A 24,546-nucleotide genomic window follows, 5' to 3' on the forward strand; every position below is an offset into this window, starting at 1 on the left:
AATCAATCGGAGCACGCCGACATGGCCCTGCTGCAGATCGCCGAACCGGGCATGAGCGCCGCACCGCACCAGCACAGGCTGGCCGTGGGCATAGACCTGGGCACCACGAATTCGCTGGTCGCGACCGTCGCCAGCGGCCTCACCCGCGTGCTGCCGGACGACGACGGCCGCATGCTGCTGCCATCGGTGGTGCGCTACACCGAAGACGCCGTCGTCGTCGGCCACGCTGCGCAGTCGGCGCAGACCGAAGACCCGCGCAACACCATCGTGTCGGTCAAGCGCTTCATGGGTCGCTCGCTGGCCGACGTCGACGCGTCCGCCACGCCCTATGCGCTGGTCGACACGCCGGGCATGCTGAGTCTGGACACGCGCGCCGGCGTGCGCTCGCCGGTCGAAGTGTCGGCCGAGATACTGCGCACCTTGCGCGACCGCGCGGAAGCTTCGCTCGGCGGCGATCTGGTCGGCGCCGTCATCACCGTGCCGGCCTATTTCGACGACGCGCAGCGCCAGGCCACCAAGGACGCGGCGCGTCTGGCCGGCCTGAACGTGCTGCGCCTGCTCAACGAACCTACCGCAGCCGCCATCGCCTACGGTCTGGACCGTGCGGCACACGGCACCTTCGCCATCTACGACCTCGGCGGCGGCACCTTCGACATCTCAGTGCTGAAGCTGTCACAGGGCATGTTCGAAGTGCTGTCGACCGCAGGTGACGCCGCCCTTGGCGGCGACGATTTCGACCACCGGATCGCCGACTGGCTGCGGCAGCAACTGGCACTCGCAGCGCCTTCCCCCGGCGAGACGCGCATGATGCTGGCGCGGGCGCGTAGCGCCAAGGAGGCGCTGTCGAGTGCCCCGGTCACCAAGATCGCATTCACGCTGGACGACGGCCGCAGCGTTTCCTTCGACCTGTCGCGCGAACAGTTCGAACTGCTCACCGGCGACCTGGTGTCGCGCAGCATGGCGCCGGTGCGCCGCGCACTGCGTGACGCCGGCGTCGCCGCCGACGAGGTCGACGGCGTGGTGATGGTGGGCGGCTCGACGCGGATGCCGCAGGTGCGCGCCGCGGTGCGCAAGCTGTTCGGCCAGGAGCCGCTGACCGACCTCGACCCCGATCAGGTGGTGGCCATCGGCGCCGCAATACAGGCCGACGTGCTGGCCGGCAACAAGCCCGCCGGCGAAGAGAGCTGGCTGCTGCTCGACGTATGCCCGCTGTCGCTCGGTCTGGAAACCATGGGTGGCCTGGTCGAGAAGGTGATTCCGCGCAACTCGACGATACCGGCGGCACGCGCGCAGGAATTCACGACCTACAAGGACGGGCAGACCGCGATGGCCATCCACGTCGTGCAGGGCGAACGCGAACTGGTGAGCGACTGCCGCTCGCTGGCGCGCTTCGAACTGCGTGGCATTCCGCCCATGGTGGCCGGTGCGGCACGCATCCGCATCACCTTCCAGATCGACGCCGACGGGCTGCTGTCGGTGTCGGCACGCGAACAGACCAGCGGCGTCGAATCGCACATCGAGGTGAAGCCGTCATACGGTCTCAGCGACGCGCAGATCGCCGACATGCTGATCGACGCCTACGGCAAGGCCGACAGCGACATGGCGGCACGCATGCTGCGCGAGGCCCAGGTCGAAGCGCGCCGCCTGGTCGACGCCACCGAGGCGGCGCTGGCCGAAGACGGTCACGCGCTGCTGACGCACGACCAGTTCGTCGCCATCCAGGCGGCGATGTACGCGCTGGCCGAAGCGCTCGAAGCCGGCGACGACAGCACCAAGCTCAAGCTGCTGAGCGAAGCGCTGAACGCCGCCACCACCGAGTTCGCCGGCCTGCGCATGAACGCCGGCATCCGGCGCGCGCTGTCGGGCACCCGCGTGTCGGAGCTGCAGCCGTGAGCACGCTGACCGTACTGCCACATCCGCAGCTGTGCCCGGACGGCGCCCGCATCGAGGTCGCCGCCGGCACCTCGATCTGCGACGCGCTGCTGGCGCACGACATCGCGATCGAACACGCCTGCGAGAAGGTCGCCGCCTGCTCGACCTGCCACGTCTATGTGCGGGCCGGCGCCGCCTCGCTCAATGAAGCGGACGACGACGAGGAAGACCAGCTCGACGACGCCTGGGGCGTACAGCCCGCGTCCCGCCTCGCCTGCTGCGCCCGCCTCGGCAACGCCGACGTGACGGTCGAACTGCCGCTGCACACGCGCAACCTCGCCCGCGAGTAAGCAGCCCCCTGCCAGCAAGGGTTCTGTGGGAGGGGTCTTCTGACCCCGACAGCAGCCTGGATCGAAGCCGGCGAACCGCAACGGCCGCATCGCGGCCAAGGCCGCTCCCACAAAAGCATGCCCCGTCGGCGGCACGAGCGACGGCTCTGTGGGAGGGGTCTTCTGACCCCGACAGCAGCCTGGATCGAAGCCGCAGGACTGCAGCGGCCGCATCGCGGCCAAGGCCGCTCCCACAAAAAAATGCCCTGTCGGCGACACGAGCGACGGCTCAGTGGGAGGGGTCTTCCGACTCCGACAGCAGCCTGGATCGAAGCCGCAGGACTGCACCAGCCGCATCGCGGCCAAGGCCGCTCCCACAAAAAGCATGCCCTGTCGGCGGCACGGACAAGACTCCTGTGGGAGCGAGCTTGCTCGCGATAGCGGCCTGTATCGGCACCCAAGGCACGGCACCTGTTGCAAACGAAACATTCACGACAGCCTCGCCACCGCGAACGGACATGTCGCATCAGCGACATCGCGACGCGCCCAGAACTTCACTCAACATCAATCACTTGCGACAAGCGCACTCCGTGGCACAGCGCTTGCTGAATGTTCTGCAGGAGGTCTGACGACATGGCAGCCGCATTCATCATCAACGACACCACGCTGCGCGACGGCGAGCAGACGGCGGGCGTGGCGTTCACCGCTGACGAGAAGTGCGCGATCGCGGACGCACTCGATCAGGCCGGCGTACCGGAGATGGAGATCGGCATCCCGGCCATGGGCACGGCCGAGATCGACGTGATCGAGCGCATCGCGATGCTGGGCCTGAACGCGCGACTGATGGTGTGGGCGCGCATGACGGACAGCGACCTCAAGGCCGCCCTGCGCTGCCCGGTGGACATCGTGCACATGTCGCTGCCGGTGTCGGACCTGCAGATCGCGGGCAAGCTGCGGCGCAATCGCGACTGGGTGATCGAGCAGATCCGTCCGCACGTCGAGCGCGCACTCGACGCCGGTGTCGAAGTGAGCGTCGGCATGGAAGACGCGTCGCGCGGCGACATCGACTTCCTGTGCCGCGTTGCCGAAGAAGCGCAGACGGCCGGCGCTCGCCGCGTCCGCATCGCCGACACGCTGGGCATCCTCGATCCCTTCGGCACCTATGTGCTGGTGTCGCAGCTGCGCCGCGCGGTCGACCTCGAAATCGAGATGCACGCGCACAACGACCTCGGCCTGGCCACCGCCAACACGCTGGCCGCCTTCCGCGCCGGCGCGACGCACGCCAACACGACAGTGAATGGCCTCGGCGAGCGCGCCGGCAACGCACCGCTGGAAGAGGTGGTGATGGCGCTGCGCCACATCCACGGCATCGACAGCGGCGTCTTGTCGCAGTCGCTGCTGCCGATCTCGCGCCTGGTCGAACGCGCATCCGGCCGTGCCATCGCCGCCAACAAGAGCATCGTCGGCGACGCCGTGTTCACGCACGAATCGGGCATCCACGTCGATGGCCTGATCAAGAATCCGCGCAACTACCAGAGCTTCGACCCGGCCGAACTGGGCCGCGCCCACCGTCTGGTGCTGGGCAAGCATTCGGGCTCGCACGCCGTGCTGGAAGCCTGTGCGCGGCTCGGGCTGTATCCGTCCGACGTGGAGGTCGCGCACATCATCGAGCGCATCCGCGCCTACGCCACGGCCAACAAGCAGTCACCGGACGCCACCCAGCTGAAGGCCTTCTATCTCGTAGCGGCGCAGCCGCTGCCGGAGGCGTCATGAGCGGCGAGCAGGGCACGGCGGGCGCGTTGTCGCCAGCGGCAACAGTCGTACCCGGGCTGTTCGCGATGCTGCGCGAGGACGTGAACTGCGTGTTCGACCGCGATCCGGCGGCGCGCAACAAGCTCGAACTGCTCACCATCTATCCGGGCATACAGGCGCTGGTGGCACACCGCTTCGCGCACGCGATGTGGCAGCGCGGCCTGCGCTACCTGCCCCGCCTGCTGTCCTTCCTGTCGCGCCTGCTCACCAATGTCGACATCCACCCGGGCGCACGCATCGGCCGCCGCTTCTTCATCGACCACGGCGCCTGCGTCGTGATTGGCGAAACGGCGGAGATCGGTGACGACGTGACGCTGTACCACGGCGTCACGCTCGGCGGCACGACCTGGAATCCGGGCAAGCGCCACCCGACGCTGAGCGACGGCGTGGTGGTCGGTGCGGGCGCCAAGATACTGGGGCCGATCACCGTCGGCGAGAACGCCCGCGTCGCCGCCAACTCGGTGGTGATCGAGGACGTGACGCCCGGCATGACCGTGGTTGGCATCCCCGGCCGCATGGTGCTGCCGAAGAGCCAGCGCCGCATCACCGCCGGCGGCATCGACCTCGACCACCACCAGATGCCGGACCCGGTAGGCAAGGCCATCGCCTGCCTGCTCGAACGCATTGCCGACCTGGAGCGCGACGTCGTGCGCCTGGCCGGCGAACGCAGTACCGCCCAGGGCATCTGCAGCGACTGCGACGACACCTGTTCCCAACCCGCATTCGACGGCAGCACCCACGCGGCCGCCGCACACATAGGAGTGACCCGTCATGGATGATCTGACCCAGCGCCTGGCCAAGCTGTCGTCGGCCGAGGACTTCCTGGAATTCTTCGCGCTGCCCTTCGATCAGGGCGTCGTGAACGTGAACCGCCTGCACATCCTGAAGCGCTTCTACCAGTACCTGCGCAGCGAGAAAGGCCTGGCCGACGGCGACGAGGGCGTGGTCTATGCGCGCTACCGCAACCTGCTGTCGCGCGCCTACGAGGACTTCGTCAAATCGACGCCGGCACAGGAGAAGGTGTTCAAGGTATTCCAGGAGGCGGACGGACAGCAGCGCGTGTCGCTCGACAGCCTGCGCGCCACGCTGCCCTCGGTCGCCTGAGCGGGAGGACGCACCATGCACGACAGCGACATGTTCCTTGCAAGCGTCAACGCGCTCGAAAGCGAAGCGGCGCTGCATTACGAGAAGGCCGCACGACACGCGCTCGATGCCGGCGACACCGAGCTCGAAGCCTTCTTCCAGAATCTGGCCGAACTGGCGCGCATGGAAGCGCACGAGGCGCTGTCCGGCAAGCCGCTGCCGGTCGCCGCCAACCTGCCGCGCATCCGGCCGATCGAAATCGAGAAGCCGCGCACCGCCGTGAAGGTGATCAGCGACGAAATGCTCGACCTGCACATGGCGCTCGAACGTGCGCTGGACCTGAAGCGGCGCAGCCACAGCTACTACGCAATGATGGCCATCCTCGCGCCCGACCCCGGTCTGCGCAAGATGGCGCGCGCCTTCGAGCACGACGACGCGGCCCATCTCGGCGAGATCGAACGCTGGATCGCCCGCCTCACCGCCTGACCCCATCCGGAGAATCGCACCATGCCGAAGCCGCAGAAACACGTTTTCGTCTGTTCACAGCAACGCCCGCCGGGCCACCCGCGCGGCTCCTGTGCGCACAAGGGCGGCGCCGAGGTGCTGCAGACCTTCTGGGCGGAACTGCAGAAGCGCAACTGCTTCGACCGCGTCGCCATCACCTACTCGGGCTGCCTCGGCCCGTGCGACCAGGGCATCAATGTCGTGGTCTATCCGGACGCGGTGATGTATTCGAACGTGAGCAAGGACGACGTCGGCGAAATCTTCGACAGCCACCTGCTGGGCGATGCGCCGGTCGAGCGCCTGCGGGCACCGGAGATGGTCTGGTGAATCTGTTCACCGGCGAAACGTCGGACGAGTACTTCGGCGGCACGGTGCCGCAGTCGGTGCGCCGCCTGTTCGACGAGGCGGCCGGCGCGCCGCCGCAACGCATCGAGGCGCTGTTGTGGACGGCGCAGGCGAGCGCACCGGAGTGCCTGCCGGTGTACTACCTGCTGTACAAGTTCCACGCCGGCCGTCGCCAGTTCGATCTGGCCGAGAAGGCGGCCACGCGCGGCATCACGGTGGCCGGCCGGCAGGCCGGGCTGGACGCCGACTGGCGCCGCGTGCAGCCGGGCGACGCCGATTTCGCGGCCACCGGGCCGGCGCGCTTCTGGCTGTTCAGCCTGAAGGCGCTGGCCTTCATCTGCCTGCGCAGCGGTCGCAGCGACGACGCGCGCACGCTGGTCGAGCACATCGGCCGCCTGGACCCGACGGACGGTCTCGGCGGCGAAGTGATCGCCTCGCTGCTCGACGGCAGCACCGGCGCGCGCTGATCAGCGCGCGAACACCAGGCAGCGGTTGTTGGCCGGCATCTCCTCGTCGGCGAACAGCGACAGCCGGGCCAGCCGTGCCAGCGCCTCCACCGTTTCGAAGTCGCGGATGCCGCGATGCGGCGCACCCTCGCGCAGCGAACGGTCGAAGGCCTCGTTGCTGTCGCTGGTGAAACGGCCGCCATAGTTGAACGGGCCGTAGATGACCAGCGTGGCCGACGGCGCGAGCACCGCCGGCAGCGCCGCGAACATCTTCTCGACTTCGTGCCAGGCCATGATGTGCAGCGTGTTGGCGGTGAATACCGCATCGAAATGCGCGACCGGCCAGCGGCCGCAGACGTCGAGTTCGAGCGGCGCCGGCGTGTTCGGCAACGCCGCCTCGTCCAGCCACATGCGCAGACCGGGCAGCGCCTCGGCGCGCTCGCTGCACTGCCATTGCAGATGCGGCAGCGCGGCGGCGAAATGCACCGCGTGCTGGCCGGTGCCGCTGCCGATCTCCAGTACCTGACGACGGCCGGCGAAGTGCACGCGCAGGCGTTCGAGAATGACGTCGCGGTTGCGTTCGCAGGAGGGTGCAAAGGGCTTTTCAGGATTCATCTGCGCACTTTCGCATGAAGCAGCACGTCGCGCGGCTCGGGCGACAGATTGGGATGCAGGATGTAGCGGCCGAGCCGCGCCTCCAGCGGCAGGCCGGCGCGCGCCAGCGTGCGCGACGAGCGCGCGTTGTCGGCGTCGCAGACGGCATCGACGCGGCACACCGCCTCATGACTGAAAGCTTCGTCCACCACCGCCTGCAGCACCTCGCACGCCAGTCCGCGGCCCCACAGCCGGCGTGCCAGCGCGAAGCCCAGGCGCAGCGCGTGGCCCTGCCCGATCAGCTGGAACAGCCCGCCGGCCTCGCCGTCGTCGGCCAGCAGCACCCAGCTGCGGGCGACATCACGCTGCCAGCGCGCAAGGTCGTGCGAAATCTGTCGCCGTGTCTGCGTCAGTTCGGTGTGCGTGGTCCAGCCGAGGTAGCGCGTCACCTCGGCGTCGCCGCTGATGCCGGCGAACAGCGCCGGCGCGTCGCCCGGCTGCGGCTTGCGCAGCCGGCAGCGGGCGGTGCGCAGTTCTTCCGGCCATGTGCTCATCGTTGACTCATCGTCGGCTCAATGCGTGCGCAGCGCGCGCTGCAGCACGCAGGCGATGTGCTCGCCCTCGCGCTGCGCGCCGTCGCGTATCTGGTGGCGACAGCTGCTGCCATTGGCGATCAGCAGCGTATCGGCATCGAGCGCGCGCACCGCCGGCAACAGCGCCAGCTCGGCCATGCGCATCGACATGTCGTGGTGTTCCGCCTCGAAGCCGAAACTGCCGGCCATGCCGCAACAACCGGATTCAATGACACTGCAGTCCAGCCCGCGCACCAGCCCGAGCACCTTGCGCATCGCCTTCATCGCACCGAAAGCCTTCTGGTGGCAGTGGCCGTGCACCGCGGCGCGCGTGCCGGCGGGCAGTTGCAGATCGAGCGCGAGCCGCTTCGCGTCGTGCTCGCGGGCGATGAACTCCTCGAACAGCAGCGCCGCCTTCGCCACCGGCGCCACGCGCTCACCCAGCCCCAGCGCGTCATACTCGTCGCGCAGCATCAGCAGGCAGGACGGCTCCAGCCCGATCACCGGCATGCCGCGTGCGACCAGCGGCGCGAGTACGTCGAGCAGACGGTTGGCTTCGCGTCGTGCGTCGGCTACCCGGCCCTGCGACAGCCAGGTGCGGCCGCAGCACAGCGGCGCTTCGCCGGCCGCGGGGCGCACCACATGTACGCGACAGCCGGCGGCCACCAGCACATCGACCGCCGCCTCGGCGATCGCCGGATCGATGCGATTGGAGAAGGTGTCGACCAGCAGCGCCACCTCGCGCCCGCCTTCGGCACCGTAAGCCGGCAGCGTATGCGGCGCGAGAAAGGGCCGCGCCGCGATCCGCGGCAGCGAGCGGCGACGGGCGATGCCGCTCACGCGTTCGATCAGCGCACCCAGCCCGGGTACTGCAGTGGCGAGTTGCCACGGCCGCTGCAGCCAGCGCATCAGCCCCAGCCAGCGCGGCAGCGAGGCGAACAGGCGCTCACGCAGCGGCACCCGCCCCTGCGCCCGCCAGCGCTGCGCACGCGCCTCGGTGCGCAGCAAGGCCATGTCGGTGCCGTTCGGGCACTCCCGCTTGCAGCCCTTGCAGCCGACGCACAGATCCATCGCCGCCGCCAGTTCGGCGCCGACGAATGGTTGCGTACCCAGTTCGCCGTTCAGTGCCGCCTTCAGCGTCTGCGCCCGGTGGAAGGTCGAATGCACCGGATCGCCGGTGACGCGAAAGCTCGGGCACATGACGCCGTTGCCGTCGCGCTGGCATTGGCGATTGCCGATGCACACCGACGCCGCCTTTCCGAAGCCGCCGCCCTGCGCCGGCAGCTGCGCATAGGCGTCGCCGGCGCCGTAGCTGTCGTAGGCCGACCAATCGAGTTCTGTCTGCACTGTCGCTTCTCCGTCTGACGAGACGACTCCGTGCAAGACCGGTGCCAAGCCACCCGCCCCGGACCTGTTCTTGCTTTTAGGGGTTATCGATACCAAAACGGAGTCCCGCCATGCCTCTGCACGACTTTCACTGTCGCAAATGCGACAAGACCTTCGAACGCCTGGTGCGAAGCGACACGCAGATCGTCTGCCCGGCCTGCGGCAGCGATCAGGTGGACAAGCTGCTGTCGGCGCCACAAGCGCCGGGCCGCAGCAAAGCCATCATCGCCGCCGGCCGCGCGGCGGCGGCGCGCGAAGGACACTTCAGCAACTACTCGGCGGCGGAGCGGGCGAAGGTGAAGTAGAGGCGGCGCCGGCGGTTCTGGGCGGCCTCGGCCGGCCGCTATCGCGAGCAAGCTCGCTCCCACAACAGCGCATCCGGGCCTCGGTGTCTGTGGGAGCGAGCTTGCTCGCGATGCGGCATGTGCAGGCCTCGCTTCCGAACACCGCCACGGTCAGGTAATCACTCCTCCGGCCCGAAGCACTTCGCGTAGTCGGTGCATACGCCACAGCTGGGCGCCTTGCAGACACGGATCTCGGCGCGCTCGCACAGCTGCTTGTAGAGGAATTTCTTCCACTTCATGTCCTGCGTGTTGCGTTCGGCCAGCGAGGTGAAGCGGCCGTGCATCAGTTCGGACAGCATGGCGCGCGAGGTCAGGTCCATGTCCTGCCACAGGTGGTCGGCGCCGAGGCAGCCGGTGGCGACCGCGTGCGCCAGCCACACGTGGTCCTGATCGTCGATGGACAGATGCTCGCGCAGCAGCGCCACCACGTCGTCCATTTCGATCGCTTCTGCGAACTCGGCGGGCGTCGTCGCGTGCAGCGCCGGCAGCCACTCGGCACCGGGGAAATGGCGCGCCAGCAGGCGGCGTGTTTCCGACACGTCGATGCCATACAGCGGCAGGCACTGCAGCCCGCGCTGCGTCCAGCTGCGGCCGATCACGCCGGCCAGCACACGCGGCACCAGATCGTCGGGCCGGCGCGCCAGCTTCAGCAGCAGGCCGCGGAAGCCGCCGGGCCCGGCCGGCAGTGGCCAGTCGGGCCGCAGCGGAGCGGTGGGAAAGAGCGTGGGCATCGCCGTCGTCCCGCGCTCACACCTCGACCGGCGCGTGCGTGTAGCACTTCTTCGGGCAGACCTTGGAACAGGCCTGACAGCCCACGCAGTTCACCTGGCGCGAAATGGTCATTACCTTGCGCTCGTATTCCTCGTCGTCATCCTCGTTGTCGGGATCGACCACGACGATGTCGCCGTCCTCGGTGACACCGGCGAGCTGCAGCACGTCATTGGCACAGACTTTCACGCAGCGCGCGCAGCCGATACAGGTGTCCTGGTTCAGACTGGACACGAACTTCGGTGTCCAGATTTCGCCGCTGGGCAGCGTGACGGAGAATGCAGCCATGATGCCTCCTTCCTCAGGCGGTCGCGGCCGCCAGTTCCTTGCGCGCAGCCATCAGGGACTGGTGCGCGTCGTAGGCGACCTGCGCGACTTCGAGGATCTTCTCCCAGTTGGTCGGCAGTTCTTCCGACAGGTCGTGCAGGTCCATCTTGGCCTGCGTGGCCTGCGCGTTGAGCTTCTTGACACGGGTCTTCAGTGCGTCGACGTCTTCCATCGTTCCGTCCTCAGCCCCAGTTGGCCACTTCGTTGTACTTGTTCACCATGCCGACGCCTTCGTCGACGAACTTCTGCCCCGCCTCGGCCAGCTTGGCGTAGGTCGGAAAGCCGAAGCGGTGGGCGTCGCGCAGCTGCTTGTTCACCGCGATCAGGCGACCGGCGATCAGCACCATGCGGCCGAAGCCTTCGTGCGACATCTTCATCATCGGCGTCACCATCACCTTGGTGGCGCGCTCGATCGACAGGCCGACCGCGTTGTAGAACAGCTCGATGCGCCACAGCGTTTCCGGGTCCGGGTCGCCCATGATGGGCAGCGCGCGGCGCGCCTCGGCGCTCAGGATGTAGGGTTCGAGCAGCTGCGCGTCGCTCTTGCCTTCCCAGGCGCCGTGCATGTCCTGCGCGCGGTACTGCTTGATCAGCTCGCTCAGGAAGGGTGATGCCAGCGCTGCGCTGTCCTCGGCGCTCAGTTCCAGTGTTTCAGCCATGTTCTTCCACCTCGTCTTCGAAATCGAAACTGCGCGCTTCGTCCTTCTGCAGGGCCTTGCGCAGCCAGGGCGGCGGCGTGCCGCGCAGCACTTCCTGCAGCTTGTCCAGGATGTCCATGATGGGTTCCGGCTGATTCACCTTGATCGGGTGAATCTTGCTGGCGACCACGCGTGCCGCCGCCGAGCCTCCAATGGCGGCGACATATACGATGGCGACGTCCTTGATCGCGTCCAGCTTGGGCGCGAGCTTGTCCTCGTCGCCGTCCTCGTCCAGCTTGCCGCCGAAGTCGAAGTCCTCGACATGGTGGTAGCCGGCCTTGTCGATCTCGTACACCGCGAGGTGTTTGGCCCAGCCGAAGTGCGCGTCAACGCGCTGCTTGTCCTGGGTGGCGAAGGCGATCTTCATGCGCTGCTCCTCGGTGGATGGGCGACCGGCTCAGGTGCTGGCCGCAACGGTTTCAGGAATTTCGGCGGACGATGCGCAGCCGCATCCGCCGCTGCCGCAGCCGGATGCCGGAGCACCTTCGCTCGCCGCCAGAATGCTCTCCTGCGGCAGCGGCCAGTCTTCAGGCGTGTTCACGTGTTCGTCGGCGAGGAAGGTGTTGGCCCAGCCGAGTATCAGTTCGCGCGTGCCGCGGTAACCGACGCGCAAGACGTGCGCGGCGCCCAGACGGTCGAACATCGGCAGGCCTTCGCGCAGCAGCGGAATGCCCAGCCGCGCTGCCGACTGCCGGCCGTGCGCATGGGTGATGAACAGTTCGGCGCCGGCCGCTTTCGCGCGCATTTCCAGATCTTCGAGATCGCCAAGCAGCACTTCGGCACAGGGCACCGCTTCGAGCACACGCGACGGCGTGGTGCTGACGGCGGCCACCACTTCTGCGCCCATTTCGGCGGCGGTGGTCGACAACGCGTAGAGCAGGTCCGGTTCGGCGCCGATGGCCATCTTCCGGCCGCCGACCCAGAAGTGGGCGTCCAGCATCACGTCGAGCAACTGGGTCCGCGCACGGCGGTACTTCGGTGGCACCGGACGACCGGACAGTTCGGACAGGTACTGCAGGAAGTCGTCCACCGCGGCCAGTCCGGTCAGCCGGTCGAATACGCGGAAGGGCACGCCGCAACGCTCCTCGATCGCGGCTGCCGCCGCGTCCATGCGGGCCCCGACGGCGACCGTGGCGGCCGCTGCGCCGACCCGGCGCAGCGTATCGACCCGGGTGCCGCCCAGCGTGGTCGGCGTGAAGTTGTCCGGAATGTGACCGTCGAGCGAGCCGGAAATATCGGGCAGCACCTGCACGCGCAGGTCGAAGGCCTCGATGGTTTCGCGCAGTTCCTCGATGTCGGCCGGCGTCAGGTGCGCGCCCGGCAGCAGATTCACCAGACCGGCATCGCGGTCGCACGGCTGGGCGAAAGCATCGATCACGGCCAGCACCGCCTTGCCCCAGCCGTCCTCGAAGGCGCCGACGTAATCGGGCGTCGATACGTAGACGATTTCGGTACCGGTCAGCGCCTCGCCGTGCTTGCGGCGGATCAGGTTCAGATAGCCATCGACGTCGTCGCCCTTGGTTTCGGTCAGCCCGGTCGAGGCGATGGCGATCAGTGCCGGATTGGCGCGCTTCTTGATGTTGAGCACCGCCTGTTCGATGTTCTCCAGCCCGCCGAGGATGGTGCAGACCTCGTTCATCGCCGTGGTCTGCATCGGGATCGCCTCCTTGAAGTGGCGGACCAGCAGCACCAGGCCGAAGGAGGTGCAGCCCTGCGAGCCGTGCATCATGGGCATGCAGTTGTCCAGCCCCATGAAGGCGTAGCACGCGCCCAGCGGCTGGCTCATCTTGAGCGGATTGACCGTGCAGGCCTTCTTCGATTCGATGACGGTGGCCATGGCGTGATCCTCAGGCGGCGACCACGTCCCAGGGCGCCGGGCGGCGCACCTGTTCCCAGATCGGGTTGTACAGCGCCTTGTCGATCTCGCGCACCAGATCGACCATGCCTTCGTAGCCGGCGTAGGCGTGGTGGCGTTCCTGGTTGATGTCCAGCCAGGGCATCTTGGCCTTCAGCGCGATGAACTGGCTGCGACCACCTGAAAGCATGATGTCCGCCTTGGCGTCCTTCAGCATCGCGTACATTTCGCGCGGCGTCATGTCGTCGATCATGTGCGCGTCCTGGCCCATCAGCTCCTTGATCTTTTCCTTGTCTTCCTTGGTCGATTTCTTGACGCTGGTGCCGACGATTTCCAGACCGGCCTCCTGCAGCGCGGCCACCACCGACCAGCTCTTCACACCGCCGGTGATCAGCAGCACCTTCTTGCCTTCCAGCCGCGGGCGGTAGGCAGCGATGCGGTCGAAGGCACGCTTTTCCTCGACCGCGATCAGCGCTTCGGTGCGCGCCTTCAGCTCTTCCGGTGCGCCCTTCTCGACCAGCAGGCGGGCGATTTCGCGCAGTGTTTCCGACATGTCGCCGATGCCGTAGAACGAGCCTTCGAAGAAGGGGATGTCGTAGCGCTCGTCCATCTTGCGCGCGATGTTGATCATCGACTTCGAGCACACCATCATCGCCGCCTTGGCGCGGTGACTGTAGGCAACTTCCCGGTAACGGCCGTCGCCGGAGATACAGGACAGGATGCGCACGCCGAGCGCGTCGAGCAGCGGCTTCACCTGCCACAGTTCACCGGCCAGGTTGTACTCGCCGATGATGTTGATGTCGTAGGGGGTGACGAAGTCCGGCTCTTCGGTGCCGATCACGTAATCGAGCAGCGCCTCGGCGCCCAGCTTGTTACCGAGGTTCTTCGGCCCGACGAAGCCCGGTGAATTGACCGGGATGACCGGCTTGCCGAACTTCTCCGACGCCTTCTTGCACACCGCCTCGATGTCGTCGCCGATCAGCGCGGTGACACAGGTCTGGTAGACGAACACCGCCGGCGGGTCATACTTCTCGATGATTTCCTTGACCGACTTGAACAGCCGCTTCTCGCCGCCGTAGATGACATCCAGTTCGTTGATGTCGGTGGTGAAGCCGGTCCGGTAGAGCTGCGAAGTGCTGGACGAGGAATTGCGGTTGTCCCAGGAGTTGCCCTCACAGGCGATCGGACCGTGCACCAGGTGAGCGACATCGACGATGGGTTGCAGCGCGACCTTGGCGCCGTCGAAGGCACAGCCGCCGGCGGCAGCGCCCGGAGAGAGCTGCTTGGTACAGCCCTTCTTCTTTTCCTTGGTCGACTTGTTCTGGTTGTGCTCGCAGGCGGGTTCTTCGAACACGTCCTGGATCTTTGCCGATACGCGTGCATCCATGGCCCACCTTCCTTCCTGTCAGGGTCGGCGCGCAAGGCGCTGTCGGAGCTCACTCAGCAGGATTGATGCCAGAGCCGGCGCACGGCGCAGAGGCCCGGGAAATCAGTCATCTGCGGTCCGCCGGGCTGCGCTCGGGCATCCCGGTCCGACAAAGGCTGGTCGTTTTGCGACACGCAATGTCGGGTTTGGCGGACCGCCGCGACGCCGGCGCTACTCGATGCCCTCCATGCGCGCCTTGTTGTGGATGGCCGACTGCAGCCGCTTGGCGATACCCATCGGGCTGGCGTCGAAACTGCGCTGCGCCTCGGTCAGCGCGTCCTGCGCGACCTGCGCTTCTTCCAGCGTCAGCGGAATGCGCCCGGCCACGTGCGTGGCGCCCGGCACCGCTTTCGCGATGGCCTGGCGGTTCGGATGTTCGGACAGCGGAACCAGCCCGCCCGCTTCCGGCTTGCCTTCCAGACAGACCACGCCCTCGATCACCTCGACCCGCCGTCCGTCCATCGTCGTCTTGATCAGTACGCCCATTGCGACCTCCTTCGAATGAATGACGAGGGCGGAGAAGCGAAAGCCATGCCGCGTTTGGAACGAAGCTTGCTCCGGGCCTGCTGACGACAGACAGGGAGAACCCTCATGCAGATCGGCGTAGACAGTCAGCGCGCAGTCGAGAACAAGCGCGTGTTCGTGGTCGATGACGACGACGTGGTCGGTACCGCCTTGCAGTTCATGCTGGCCGACGAGATGGAAACCCATGTGTTCGCCGACCTCGCGTCGGCACTCGCGGTGGCCGCGGCAACACCGCCCGACCTGGTGCTGCTCGGCGCCGGACTGCTGGCGGGCGACGCGGTGACGCGCCTGCGGGCGGCGCTGCCGCAGGTGCGCATACTGATCGTCTGCAGCGATGCCGACGACGACGCTGTCCGCCAGGCATTGGCCGCCGGCGCGCAGAGCACGCTGCTGCGCCCGCTCAAGGTCGAGAACGTGCGGCGCAAGGTGGACGCCCAGCTCGGCCGGCGCGCGGCGCTGGAAATCCCTGTCGTCACCCGCTGAGGGCGCAGCGATGAAGGTGACCATAGAGGCGCCGCAGATCGAGTCGATGGCGGACGCCTTCCCCGATCTGGCAAGCCTGCGCGACCAGCTGCAGTACTGCGACAAGGTCGAGGTGCCGGTGTCGCGGCTGTCGATCGACGCGCTGCGCTTCCTCGGCCGGCTCTACGCCGACGCCGGCCCGGCCATGCTGGAACGCGCGACCGCGCTGACCACGCTGGCCGACGCGCTGGAAGGCGATGGCCGCCGCTTCGAAGGCAACGACCTCGAACAGCTGGTGCCCGCCCTCGCCCGCCATCTGGCCGAAGGCGCGATACGCGGCTGGCTGTTCACGACCAATCAGCTGACCCGGCCGCTGCCCTGGGTGGTGAGCCGGCTCGACTACACGCCGGCCAACAACGAAGAGACCGGCAAGGTCTTCATCGAGCTGAAAGCCAATGTGAAGGCGACGCTGGCGACTTCCGTCATCCGCATCTACGGTGCCGACATCACCGGCAAGACGGTGGGCGAAGTGCTTGCGGCCAAGGGCTTCCTGAAGGAAACGCCGGCGCTGATCGCCGCCTGCGACACGGTGACCGCACGCTACATCGAGTGGCGCGCGCGCTACGGCGAGCAGTTCTCGGCCAGCGGCACCGGCTTTCACGCCGAAGACCCGAGCGCCACCCACCGCGACACCGACTGGTCGCGCAAGGACCAGGTGGTGCTGTCGGCGAGCGGCGGCATGGCCCGCCTGGTCAATGACGAAGCCATCCTGCCGGCGCGCACGCTGCTGCTCGAAGCGCCGGGCGACATCCTCGGTCCCTATCTGCGCAAGGCGGCAAAGAGCAATCGCTACGAGGCGGAAGACGAGGTCGAGGCCTCGCGCGACGCCATGCCCGACGGCCTGTTCTCGCAGCTGCCGGTGCATCCCTATGTGCTCATGTTCCATCTCGATCTGCACCAGCATCTGTGGGTGCACGTGGACGACATGGCGCCCTATGCCTACCAGCCCGCACTGAAGCAGAAACTGGTGCTGCCGCCCGAGCAGACCGACCTGATCGACATCCTGACCGCCGAGATGGACGTGCTGATGGACGACATCGTCGCCGGCAAGTCGGGCGGCACCACCGTGCTGTGCGCAGGCCCTCCGGGCGTGGGCAAGACGCTGACCGCCGAGGTGTACTCGGAAATCATCCGCCGGCCGCTCTACCGCGTGCATTCCGGCCAGCTCGGGCTGAACGTGGCGCAGATGGAAGGCGCGCTCAAACAGGCGCTGACGCGCGCCCAGCGCTGGGGTGCGGTGATGCTGATCGACGAGGCCGACGTCTACATCAAGCGGCGCGAGGACGACATGACGATGAACGCCGTGGTCGGCGTGTTCCTGCGTGTGCTCGAGTACTTCAACGGGCTGCTCTTCCTGACCACCAACCGGGTGGACGACATTGACGAAGCCATCGTGTCGCGCTGCATCGCGCTGATCCGCTACCACGCGCCTGACGAAGCGGCTCGCCGTCGCATCTGGCAGGTCATGGCAACGCAGTTCGGACTCGCGTTGGACGAAAGCATGGTCGAGGCACTGGCCGTGCTGTTTCCCGAAGCCTCCGGCCGCGACATCAAGGGTCTGGCCAAGCTGGCGGCGAAGTACTGCCAGCACAAGGCCTGCGCGCCAACGCTGGAGGTATTCCAGCGCTGCGCCATCTTCCGCGGCATGGACGCCGCACACACCTCCCCTGCAACACTCAACTGAATGGATCTGTCATGGCACGCATCGGACTTTTCTTCGGCACCAACAGCGGCAGCACGCGCAAGATCGCGAAGCAGATCAAGAAGCGCTTCGACGACGACACGATGGCCGAGCCGGTCAACATCAACAAGGCGACGGTGGACGACCTGCTCGCCTACGACTACCTGATCCTCGGCACGCCGACGCTGGGCGACGGCCTGCTGCCCGGCATCGAGGCGGAATGCGACGACGAGAGCTGGGCCGAGGCACTGGTCAAGTTCAAGGGCACCAGCTTCGCCGGCAAGACGGTGGCGCTGTTCGGTCTGGGCGACCAGGACACCTACGGTCACGAGTTCGTCGACGGTCTGATCCTGCTGTACGACTTCTTCAAGGACGCCGGTGCAAAGATCGTCGGCGCCTGGCCCACCGACGGCTACGACTTCACGGAGTCGCAGTCGGTCATCGACGACAAGTTCGTCGGCCTGGCCATCGACCAGGACATCCAGCCCGAACTGACGGCCGAACGTGTCGACGGCTGGCTCAAGCTGATCGCTCCCGAGTTCGGTTTGAGCATCTGAGTACGACGGGGCGTCGGTCGCCATCAGCGCCGACGCCCTGTCGCGGCCAAGGCCGCTCCCGCAACGAATGCGCCAGACCCGCTGCCCGAGCTTGGGCAGGGTTCTGTGGGAGGGGTCTTCTGACCCCGACAGCCGCCTGTAACGAAGCCTGCAGACGGCAAAGGCCCTGTCGCGGCCAAGGCCGCTCCCACGAGGAACGCGCCCGACCTACTGCTCGAGCCTGGGCAGGGGGGTTCTGTGGGAGGGGTCTTGACCCCGACAGCGGCCTGTAACGAAGCCTGCAGACGGCAAAGGCCCTGTCTCGGCCAAGGCCGCTCCCACAAGGAACGCGCCTGATTCACCCGCGGAGCCGGACTCAAGCCCCTGTGGGAGGGGTCTTCTGACCCCGACAACAACCCGCATCGAGGCCTGCGGACCGCGACGACCGTATCGCGGCCAAGGCCGCTCCCACACGAACACTCGCTGTCCGCGGTCAGAGCCTGCGTTTGTGGGAGCGAGCTTGCTCGCGATTGCGACCTGAATCGGAGGCGGCGACGTGCCATGGCAGCATCGCGGCCAAGGCCGCTCCCACAAGGGGCGCGCCAGAGCTGGTGCGGGAGCCCGGGGCAATGCATGCATCCTGCCCCAAAAAAACGCCGCGCCGGCATGATGCATGCCGGCGCGGCGCGAGAGGACGCTGTATCAGCGGATGATGTCGTACGAGTAGTCGGTCTTGCCCGGAACGATGGTGTTCACGTCGATCGACTCGAAGAACTCGTCGAGCAGCATCACCAGCACGCGCATGCCGCCTTCGTAGCCCCAGATCGGGTAGCGATGGTAGTGGTGACGATCGAAGATCGGGAACACCATGCGGATCAGCGGGGTGCCGGTGTCACGTTCCAGATACTTGCCGTAGGTGTTGCCGATCAGGAAGTCGACCGGTTCCGTGTAGAGCAGCGAACGCATGTGCCACAGGTCGCGCTTCGGGTACACCTTGCAGCCGGCGCCGTAGGGCGAGGCATCCAGCACCTTCTGCACCCGAGCCTCCCACTCCTTCTCGCCGTTGGTGGCCAGGATGTGTGCCGGCTCGGCACCCAGTTCCAGCAGGAACTCGGTCAGGCCCAGCATCATGTCCGGGTCGCCGTACATGGCGTAGCGCTTGCCGTGCAGGTGAGCCTGCGAGTCGGCCATCGCGTCGACCAGGTAGCCGCGCTCCTTCTCCAGCACCTCGGGAATCGGCTTGCCGGTGAGGCGCGACAGTTCCATCAGGAACTTGTCGGTGCCGGCGACGCCGATCGGGCTGTTCAGCAGCACCACTTCCTGACCATGCTCGGCGATGAACTTCGCGGTCTTTTCGCAGCAGAACTCCTGGAAGATGACCGTGGCCTTGGCGTTGATCGCGCGCTCGACCGTTTCCTTGGTGGTGCCGCCCTCGTACATGCGGAACTCGCCATCGGTCGGCGTATTCCAGACCTCGGACGGATCGCACAGGATGTTGTAGTCGATCTCGAACAGGTCGAGGATGCGCTTCATTTCCTTCATGTTGCCGACGACGAAGCCGTCGAAGCCGAAGATGAAGTTGATCGACTCGTCCGCCTTGCGCTCGAGCTTGGCGGCGGTGTCGGCCTTGCCGTCCCAGAAGTGACGCAGGATGCCGAGCAGCGCGTTGTCGTAGCCGGTGATGTGGCTGCCGACGAAGGCCGGCGTGTGGGCGAACGGCACGTCGAACTCGGCCGGCACGCTGCCCTTTTCCTTCGAGGTCTTGATGAAGGCGTTCAGGTCGTCGCCGATAACTTCCGCCATGCAGGTGGTCGACACCGCGATCATGTCCGGCTTGTACAGGTTGTACGAGTTGGCGAGGCCGTCGATCATGTTGTTCAGGCCACCGAACACGGCCGCGTCCTCGGTCATCGACGACGACACGCAGGAGGTCGGCTCCTTGAAGTGACGCGAGAAGTGCGAACGGTAGTAGGCGACACAGCCCTGCGAGCCATGCACGAAGGACAGGGTCTTGTGGAAGCCGTTGGCGACATAGACGGCACCCAGCGGCTGGCAGGCCTTGGCGGGATTGACCGTAAGCGCTTCACGAGCGAAGTTCTTCTGCTTGTAGTCCTCGGTCTTGGTCCACTCGACGATCTCCTGGATCTTGGCGTCGGCGTGGTTGAACTCGAACTGGGACTTCTTGTCCGCCAGCATCTGCTGGTATTCCGGTTCGCGGAACAGCAGTTCGTGGTCGAGGATCTTGTCGGCTGATTGAGGCATGTTGAACACTCCTGAGTGTAGGGTGGGCAGGGGCTGCGCCCCGCCCTGCGACACGGATGTCGGGAACGGTGGGTTTCGGTGCCCTCAACCCACCCTACGTTGCACTGCGCTTACTTCTTCCACGGAGCCTTGGTCAGGCCCCAGATCGGCGAGCTGATCGCCATGTCCATGTCGCGGGCAAAGATGGCGAAGCCGTCGTAGCCGTGGTACGGACCGGAGTAGTCCCAGCTGTGCATCTGACGGAAGGGCACGCCCATCTTCTGGAACACGTACTTTTCCTTGATGCCGGAACCGACCAGATCGGGCTTCACCTTCTCGACGAACTTCTCAAATTCGTAGCCGGTGACGTCGTCATAGATCAGCGTGCCGTCCTTGACGTAGTGCGTGGTGCGCTGATAGTCGTCGTTGTGGCCGAATTCGTAGCCGGTGCCGACCACTTCCATGCCCAGATCCTCGTAGGCGCCGATGACGTGACGCGGGCGCAGACCGCCGACGAACAGCATCACCTTCTTGCCTTCCAGGCGCGGACGGTACTTGTCGATCACCGCCTGCATCAGCGGCTTGTACTTGGCGATCACCTTCTCGGTGTTCTCCTTGATCTTGTCGTCGAAGTGCGAGGCGATCTCGCGCAGCGATTCCTCGATCTTGGACGGGCCGAAGAAGTTGTATTCCACCCAGGGAATGCCGTACTTCTCTTCCATGTGCCGCGAGATGTAGTTCATCGAGCGGTAGCAGTGCAGCACGTTGAGCTTGGCCTTGGGCGTGTTCTCCAGCTCGGCGATGGTGCCATCGCCCGACCACTGGGCGATCACGCGCAGGCCCATCTCTTCGAGCAGGATGCGGCTGGACCAAGCGTCGCCGCCGATGTTGTAGTCACCGATGATGGCCACGTCGTACGGGGTCGACACGAAGTCCGGGCGCTTGTCCTCGGTCTTGTCGAACACCCAGTCGCGGATGGCGTCGTTGGCGATGTGGTGACCCAGCGACTGGCTGACGCCGCGGAAACCTTCGCAGCGCACCGGCACGATGGTGTGGCCGTCGTATTCCTTCGACTTCTTCTTCGACACCGCTTCGATGTCGTCGCCGATCAGGCCGATCGGGCACTCGGACTGCACCGAGATGCCCTTGTTGAGCGGGAACAGCTGCTGGATCTCGTCCATGATGACTTCCAGCTTCTTGTCGCCGCCGAACACGATGTCCTTCTCCTGGAAATCGGAGGTGAACTGCATCGTGACGAAGGTATCCACACCGGTGACGCCGATGTAGTAGTTGCGGCGAGCCGCCCACGAGTACTGGCCGCAACCGACCGGGCCGTGGGAAATGTGGATCATGTCCTTGATCGGGCCCCACACCACGCCCTTGGAACCTGCGTAGGCACAGCCGCGGATGGTCATCACACCGGGCAGCGACTTGATGTTCGACTTGACGCCGCAGTCAGGCTTGCCTTCCTCGTGCACGTTGAGGTGCTTGGCGCGCTTCTTCGCGGTCTTTTCGGGATAGGCCTTCAGCACTTCTTCGATCAGCGCTGCGTTCTGGGCCTTCTTTTCGTCTATGGTCATGCTCATTTGATCACTCCTTGTCGAGAGCTGAGGGTAGAGAACCACGGTTGTCGCCGGCGGAGGCCGGGAGCCTGCGGGCGACGCCCGCGGCTCCCGACCCTCGACTCTCGGGTGCTCAGGCGGCGGCGGCAGCCTTGCCGACTTCCGATTCGTCGACCTGCTTCATGATCCCGTGCTCCATCAGCAGGTCTTCGAGCTGGTCCATCGTGATCGGGGTCGGAATCGTGCCGTTGCCGGCGTTGGCGTGAACCTTCTGCGCCAGATCGCGGTACTCGTTGGCCTGCTTGGAATCCGGCGCGTACTCGAGCACCGTCATGCGACGCAGCTCGGCGTGCTGGACGATGTTGTCGCGCGGCACGAAATGGATCAGACGCGAACCCAGCATCTTGGCCAGCGACTCGGCCAGTTCCAGTTCCTTGTCGGTCTGGCGCTCGTTGCACACCAGGCCGCCCAGGCGCACGCCACCCGAATTGGCGTACTTCAGAATGCCCTTGGAGATGTTGTTGGCGGCGTACATGGCCATCATTTCGCCGGACATGACGATGTAGATTTCCTGCGCCTTGTTTTCGCGGATCGGCATGGCGAAGCCACCGCACACCACGTCGCCCAGCACGTCGTAGGACACGTAGTCGACGCCGTCATAGGCGCCGTTCTCTTCGAGGAAGTTGATCGAGGTGATGACACCGCGACCGGCGCAGCCGACGCCGGGTTCCGGGCCACCGGATTCGACACAGCGGATGTCGCGGTAGCCGATCTTCATGACGTCCTCGAGTTCCAGGTCCTCGACCGAACCGGCTTCGGCGGCCAGCGACAGGATGGTGTCCTGTGCCTTTGCGTGCAGGATCAGGCGGGTCGAGTCGGCCTTCGGGTCGCAGCCGACGATGAGGATCTTCTGACCCATTTCGGCCAGAGCGGCCAGGGTGTTCTGGGAGGTGGTCGACTTGCCGATGCCGCCCTTGCCATAGAAGGCGATTTGTCTGAGAGATGCCATGTTTGATTCTCCTGAGTCGATGAACAGTTGATTGCCGCTGACCAAGCGATCATTGGCCACGTACCGCGCCACCGGATGCAGCCCCTTGTGCCCATTGTTGGTCTTCGTGGTCAGCCATTGGCGGCAAGTCATGGTCGGTGCATGGCCTGTTCAGCAACTGCCGTGCCATTCACCATGCGTTATCGATAAACGGCTTGCAGACGTCGTTTCAGAGATTCATATCGACGTTCACATGAGTCGCCGGGCGGTACGACAAACGCGACAATCAGCCCAGCGCTGTGAGGATTGACCGGGCTGCGACAGAGCCGACACAGGGCCACCCCGGCTGCGTGGCCAATGCGTCATCGGGCGCGCCGGCGGGCGTTCCGGCGCGCAGTCAGGCCTGATGCCGGACCAGGAAGACGCAACGGGTACGGCACTTGCTGTGGTCACGCATCCGCCCAGCAAAGACACGTCCATGTCCACGCAAGAACCCGTCGTCCCGGTCGCCGCGCCTTCGGTCAGTTCGACCGCAGGTACGCAGAACCCGCACTTCGCCCGCATCGGTGGCGAAGCGGTGATCGTTCAGTTGGTCGACCGCTTCTATGCGCACATGAGCGAACGCCCGGACGCACAGGGCATACGCGCCATGCACGGTGTCGACCTCACCGACGTCAAGCGCGTGCTGGTGAATTACCTCGTCGAATGGATGGGCGGTCCGCAGCGCTACTCGGTCGAACGTGGCCATCCGCGTCTGCGGCGCAAGCACCTCGCATTCGCGATCGGCCCGGCCGAACGCGACGCGTGGATGAACTGCATGCGCACCGCCCTGCAGGAAGTCGTCAGCGACGGCGAACTGCGCATGCAACTGGAGCAGGCCTTTTTCAAGACCGCGGATTTCATCCGCAACGATCAGGGGAATCACCATGAGCATCACCATCGCTAGCTCCGCCTTTGCCGCACTGGAAAACGAGAAGCGGCTGCTCAACGCCGTGTTCAAGGGACCGACGCACAAGCCGGGCCGTGTCGGCTTCCGCGGCGACATCGCGCTGAAGTTCGCGCAGCAGTTCGCCGACGAGGCCCGTCCGCCCGAAATCAGCAGCGACCAGGTGATGGCTGCGGCGCACGAGGGCGAAACGCACATCGCCTTCCTGACCTGCTTCCTGCTGTCCTTCGAGTACCTGAAGATGCTGGCCGAAGTACTGGGCGATGCGCTGTCGCCGCAGGGCAAGTACATCGTGTTCTGCGACAACATCGACCTGTCGAAGAAGTACCAGGTGCAGTACGGCGGTGCGACCTTCCACGTGCTGCCGATCGACGAAGCCACCGTCTATAACGAGACGCTGGAACTGCTCTATCTGGAGAAGAACGACCTGAAGAAGCTGGACACCGCCGGCAAGCTGGACGCGGTCGTCGACGCCGCGATGAAGTTCACCGGCAAGTTCCCGGAGATCAGCTACGAGGAAGGTCTGAAGCTGATGGGCCCGGTGCGCAATCTGTACGAAAACCGCCCGGTCTGAGTGTGGGCCCCCACGCTCGCAGCCCCCATGGAGGCTGCGCAGTTCCACGGTCGGCTTTGCACAGCCGACCGGTTGCGCGGGCGGCGAGCAGTGCTCGCCGAAACCCCCGCTACACCCCTTGGGGCGGCCCTGCGGGCGGCGCGTCGCATTGATGGATCGGTGAGATGGCCCACATTGTCTTTTTCGAAAAGCCCGGCTGTGCCGGCAACGCGCGGCAGAAGCAGTGGCTGCGCGACGCCGGCCACCAGCTTTCGGTGCGCAGTCTGCTGTCCGAGCCATGGACAGCGGCGTCATTGCTCGACTTCCTCGACCCCTTGCCGGTGGCCGACTGGTTCAACCGCGCTGCGCCGCGCGTGAAGAGCGGTGACGTGCAACCGGAATCGCTCGGCCGGACAGAGGCGCTGGCGCTGCTGCTGGCCGAGCCGCTGCTGATACGGCGGCCGCTGCTGCAGGTGGGCGCGGAGCGGCGGGTCGGTTTCGATCCACCGGCAGTGGACCGCTGGATAGGGCTCACGCCGGACGCCGCGGCACGGCTGCGTGAAACGTCGGAAGGCTGTGCCGCCAGCGGCATGCAGTCGTGCCGCCCGCCGGAATGAAGACCGTTCGCTCG

The 24,546-nt window shown here is 66.2% G+C and carries 29 protein-coding genes; 15 read left to right on the plus strand and 14 right to left on the minus strand.

Annotated features, from left to right (window positions below):
• Positions 1-21: 21 nt before the first annotated feature.
• The 8 genes from hscA (at position 22) to AC51BJ_RS00515 (ending at position 6,412) form a co-directional block, all read left to right on the plus strand.
• On the plus strand, positions 22-1,893 hold the full coding sequence (gene hscA / locus AC51BJ_RS00480; RefSeq protein ID WP_496278978.1) for a Fe-S protein assembly chaperone HscA: 1,872 nt from the start codon (positions 22-24) through the stop codon (positions 1,891-1,893).
• Entirely contained in the window at positions 1,890-2,222 is a 333-nt protein-coding gene (fdx, locus tag AC51BJ_RS00485; RefSeq protein WP_019916655.1) for an ISC system 2Fe-2S type ferredoxin, read from the plus strand. Before hscA ends, fdx begins: the two co-directional genes overlap by 4 nt.
• 612 nt (positions 2,223-2,834) lie before the next feature.
• Positions 2,835-3,974, plus strand: coding sequence for a homocitrate synthase (gene nifV / locus AC51BJ_RS00490; protein WP_496278980.1), 1,140 nt, complete (start codon positions 2,835-2,837; stop codon positions 3,972-3,974).
• Positions 3,971-4,792 carry a serine O-acetyltransferase gene (gene cysE, locus AC51BJ_RS00495; protein WP_496278981.1) on the plus strand — a complete coding sequence of 274 codons (822 nt, stop codon included), beginning with the start codon at positions 3,971-3,973 and terminating at the stop codon, positions 4,790-4,792. Before nifV ends, cysE begins: the two co-directional genes overlap by 4 nt.
• Entirely contained in the window at positions 4,785-5,117 is a 333-nt protein-coding gene (gene nifW, locus AC51BJ_RS00500) for a nitrogenase stabilizing/protective protein NifW (RefSeq protein WP_430435237.1), read from the plus strand. The genes cysE and nifW overlap by 8 nt, the downstream gene beginning before the upstream one ends.
• 15 nt (positions 5,118-5,132) lie before the next feature.
• Positions 5,133-5,582, plus strand: coding sequence for a ferritin family protein (locus AC51BJ_RS00505; RefSeq protein ID WP_019916651.1), 450 nt, complete (start codon positions 5,133-5,135; stop codon positions 5,580-5,582).
• Positions 5,583-5,603: 21 nt separating this feature from the next.
• Positions 5,604-5,927: a (2Fe-2S) ferredoxin domain-containing protein gene (locus AC51BJ_RS00510; protein ID WP_019916650.1), complete on the plus strand. Its 324-nt coding sequence runs from the start codon at positions 5,604-5,606 to the stop codon at positions 5,925-5,927.
• The gene (locus AC51BJ_RS00515; protein WP_496278982.1) at positions 5,924-6,412 is read left to right on the plus strand and encodes a hypothetical protein; all 489 of its coding nucleotides are present in this window, start codon (positions 5,924-5,926) and stop codon (positions 6,410-6,412) included. Before AC51BJ_RS00510 ends, AC51BJ_RS00515 begins: the two co-directional genes overlap by 4 nt.
• Here the strand turns inward: AC51BJ_RS00515 and AC51BJ_RS00520 are convergent, their stop codons facing one another.
• From AC51BJ_RS00520 to AC51BJ_RS00530, 3 genes are read right to left on the minus strand one after another with little or no spacing between them, the layout of a single operon-like run.
• Entirely contained in the window at positions 6,413-7,006 is a 594-nt protein-coding gene (locus tag AC51BJ_RS00520) for a DUF938 domain-containing protein (protein ID WP_496278983.1), read from the minus strand.
• Positions 7,003-7,539: a GNAT family N-acetyltransferase gene (locus AC51BJ_RS00525; protein ID WP_496278984.1), complete on the minus strand. Its 537-nt coding sequence runs from the start codon at positions 7,537-7,539 to the stop codon at positions 7,003-7,005. The genes AC51BJ_RS00520 and AC51BJ_RS00525 overlap by 4 nt, the downstream gene beginning before the upstream one ends.
• Positions 7,540-7,557: 18 nt before the next feature.
• Positions 7,558-8,904, minus strand: a complete 1,347-nt coding sequence (locus tag AC51BJ_RS00530; RefSeq protein ID WP_496278985.1) for a (Fe-S)-binding protein — start codon at positions 8,902-8,904, stop codon at positions 7,558-7,560.
• Positions 8,905-9,014: 110 nt separating this feature from the next.
• Here AC51BJ_RS00530 and AC51BJ_RS00535 point away from each other — a divergent pair, with 110 nt between their 5' ends.
• Complete coding sequence (locus tag AC51BJ_RS00535; protein WP_304011615.1) at positions 9,015-9,248, plus strand: FmdB family zinc ribbon protein; 234 nt, start codon at positions 9,015-9,017, stop codon at positions 9,246-9,248.
• 158 nt (positions 9,249-9,406) lie between these two features.
• Here the strand turns inward: AC51BJ_RS00535 and AC51BJ_RS00540 are convergent, their stop codons facing one another.
• The 8 genes from AC51BJ_RS00540 to AC51BJ_RS00575 all read right to left on the minus strand — a co-directional run bounded on the left by AC51BJ_RS00540 (position 9,407) and on the right by AC51BJ_RS00575 (position 14,847).
• Positions 9,407-10,018, minus strand: a complete 612-nt coding sequence (locus AC51BJ_RS00540) for a nitrogen fixation protein NifQ (protein WP_496278986.1) — start codon at positions 10,016-10,018, stop codon at positions 9,407-9,409.
• 16 nt (positions 10,019-10,034) lie between these two features.
• Positions 10,035-10,343, minus strand: coding sequence for a ferredoxin III, nif-specific (gene fdxB / locus AC51BJ_RS00545; RefSeq protein WP_019916643.1), 309 nt, complete (start codon positions 10,341-10,343; stop codon positions 10,035-10,037).
• Positions 10,344-10,356: 13 nt separating this feature from the next.
• Complete coding sequence (locus tag AC51BJ_RS00550) at positions 10,357-10,554, minus strand: CCE_0567 family metalloprotein (protein WP_019916642.1); 198 nt, start codon at positions 10,552-10,554, stop codon at positions 10,357-10,359.
• 10 nt (positions 10,555-10,564) lie between these two features.
• Positions 10,565-11,041 carry a NifX-associated nitrogen fixation protein gene (locus tag AC51BJ_RS00555; protein WP_019916641.1) on the minus strand — a complete coding sequence of 159 codons (477 nt, stop codon included), beginning with the start codon at positions 11,039-11,041 and terminating at the stop codon, positions 10,565-10,567.
• A complete protein-coding gene (gene nifX / locus AC51BJ_RS00560; RefSeq protein WP_304011604.1) occupies positions 11,034-11,447 on the minus strand; it encodes a nitrogen fixation protein NifX in 414 nt (137 codons plus the stop codon). The genes AC51BJ_RS00555 and nifX overlap by 8 nt, the downstream gene beginning before the upstream one ends.
• Positions 11,448-11,477: 30 nt before the next feature.
• Complete coding sequence (nifN, locus tag AC51BJ_RS00565) at positions 11,478-12,917, minus strand: nitrogenase iron-molybdenum cofactor biosynthesis protein NifN (RefSeq protein WP_496278987.1); 1,440 nt, start codon at positions 12,915-12,917, stop codon at positions 11,478-11,480.
• Positions 12,918-12,927: 10 nt separating this feature from the next.
• Entirely contained in the window at positions 12,928-14,322 is a 1,395-nt protein-coding gene (gene nifE / locus AC51BJ_RS00570; protein ID WP_496278988.1) for a nitrogenase iron-molybdenum cofactor biosynthesis protein NifE, read from the minus strand.
• Between the two features lie 210 nt (positions 14,323-14,532).
• A complete protein-coding gene (locus AC51BJ_RS00575; RefSeq protein ID WP_019916637.1) occupies positions 14,533-14,847 on the minus strand; it encodes a hypothetical protein in 315 nt (104 codons plus the stop codon).
• Between the two features lie 105 nt (positions 14,848-14,952).
• Between AC51BJ_RS00575 and AC51BJ_RS00580 the strand changes: the two genes are divergently transcribed.
• The 3 genes from AC51BJ_RS00580 to AC51BJ_RS00590 are packed head-to-tail and all read left to right on the plus strand — an operon-like array spanning position 14,953 to position 17,646.
• Positions 14,953-15,369, plus strand: coding sequence for a response regulator (locus AC51BJ_RS00580; RefSeq protein WP_019916636.1), 417 nt, complete (start codon positions 14,953-14,955; stop codon positions 15,367-15,369).
• Positions 15,370-15,379: 10 nt separating this feature from the next.
• Complete coding sequence (locus AC51BJ_RS00585) at positions 15,380-17,092, plus strand: ATP-binding protein (RefSeq protein WP_496278989.1); 1,713 nt, start codon at positions 15,380-15,382, stop codon at positions 17,090-17,092.
• 11 nt (positions 17,093-17,103) lie between these two features.
• Positions 17,104-17,646, plus strand: a complete 543-nt coding sequence (locus AC51BJ_RS00590; RefSeq protein WP_019916634.1) for a flavodoxin — start codon at positions 17,104-17,106, stop codon at positions 17,644-17,646.
• 681 nt (positions 17,647-18,327) lie between these two features.
• Here AC51BJ_RS00590 and nifK read toward each other — a convergent pair.
• The 3 genes from nifK to nifH all read right to left on the minus strand — a co-directional run bounded on the left by nifK (position 18,328) and on the right by nifH (position 22,437).
• Complete coding sequence (nifK, locus tag AC51BJ_RS00595) at positions 18,328-19,887, minus strand: nitrogenase molybdenum-iron protein subunit beta (protein ID WP_024300794.1); 1,560 nt, start codon at positions 19,885-19,887, stop codon at positions 18,328-18,330.
• Between the two features lie 110 nt (positions 19,888-19,997).
• Positions 19,998-21,452: a nitrogenase molybdenum-iron protein alpha chain gene (gene nifD, locus AC51BJ_RS00600; protein WP_019916632.1), complete on the minus strand. Its 1,455-nt coding sequence runs from the start codon at positions 21,450-21,452 to the stop codon at positions 19,998-20,000.
• A gap of 109 nt (positions 21,453-21,561) precedes the next feature.
• Entirely contained in the window at positions 21,562-22,437 is an 876-nt protein-coding gene (gene nifH, locus AC51BJ_RS00605) for a nitrogenase iron protein (RefSeq protein ID WP_024300793.1), read from the minus strand.
• A 457-nt stretch (positions 22,438-22,894) separates the two neighbouring features.
• Between nifH and AC51BJ_RS00610 the strand changes: the two genes are divergently transcribed.
• The 3 genes from AC51BJ_RS00610 (at position 22,895) to AC51BJ_RS00620 (ending at position 24,532) form a co-directional block, all read left to right on the plus strand.
• Positions 22,895-23,362, plus strand: a complete 468-nt coding sequence (locus AC51BJ_RS00610; protein WP_496278990.1) for a group II truncated hemoglobin — start codon at positions 22,895-22,897, stop codon at positions 23,360-23,362.
• Positions 23,343-23,936 (plus strand): hypothetical protein, encoded by a 594-nt coding sequence (locus tag AC51BJ_RS00615; protein WP_019916629.1) that lies wholly within the window; start codon positions 23,343-23,345, stop codon positions 23,934-23,936. The genes AC51BJ_RS00610 and AC51BJ_RS00615 overlap by 20 nt, the downstream gene beginning before the upstream one ends.
• Positions 23,937-24,100: 164 nt before the next feature.
• Positions 24,101-24,532, plus strand: a complete 432-nt coding sequence (locus tag AC51BJ_RS00620; protein WP_496278991.1) for an ArsC/Spx/MgsR family protein — start codon at positions 24,101-24,103, stop codon at positions 24,530-24,532.
• Positions 24,533-24,546 lie beyond the last annotated feature (14 nt).

It is taken from the genome of Methyloversatilis sp. S146-33 (genome assembly GCF_059552495.1).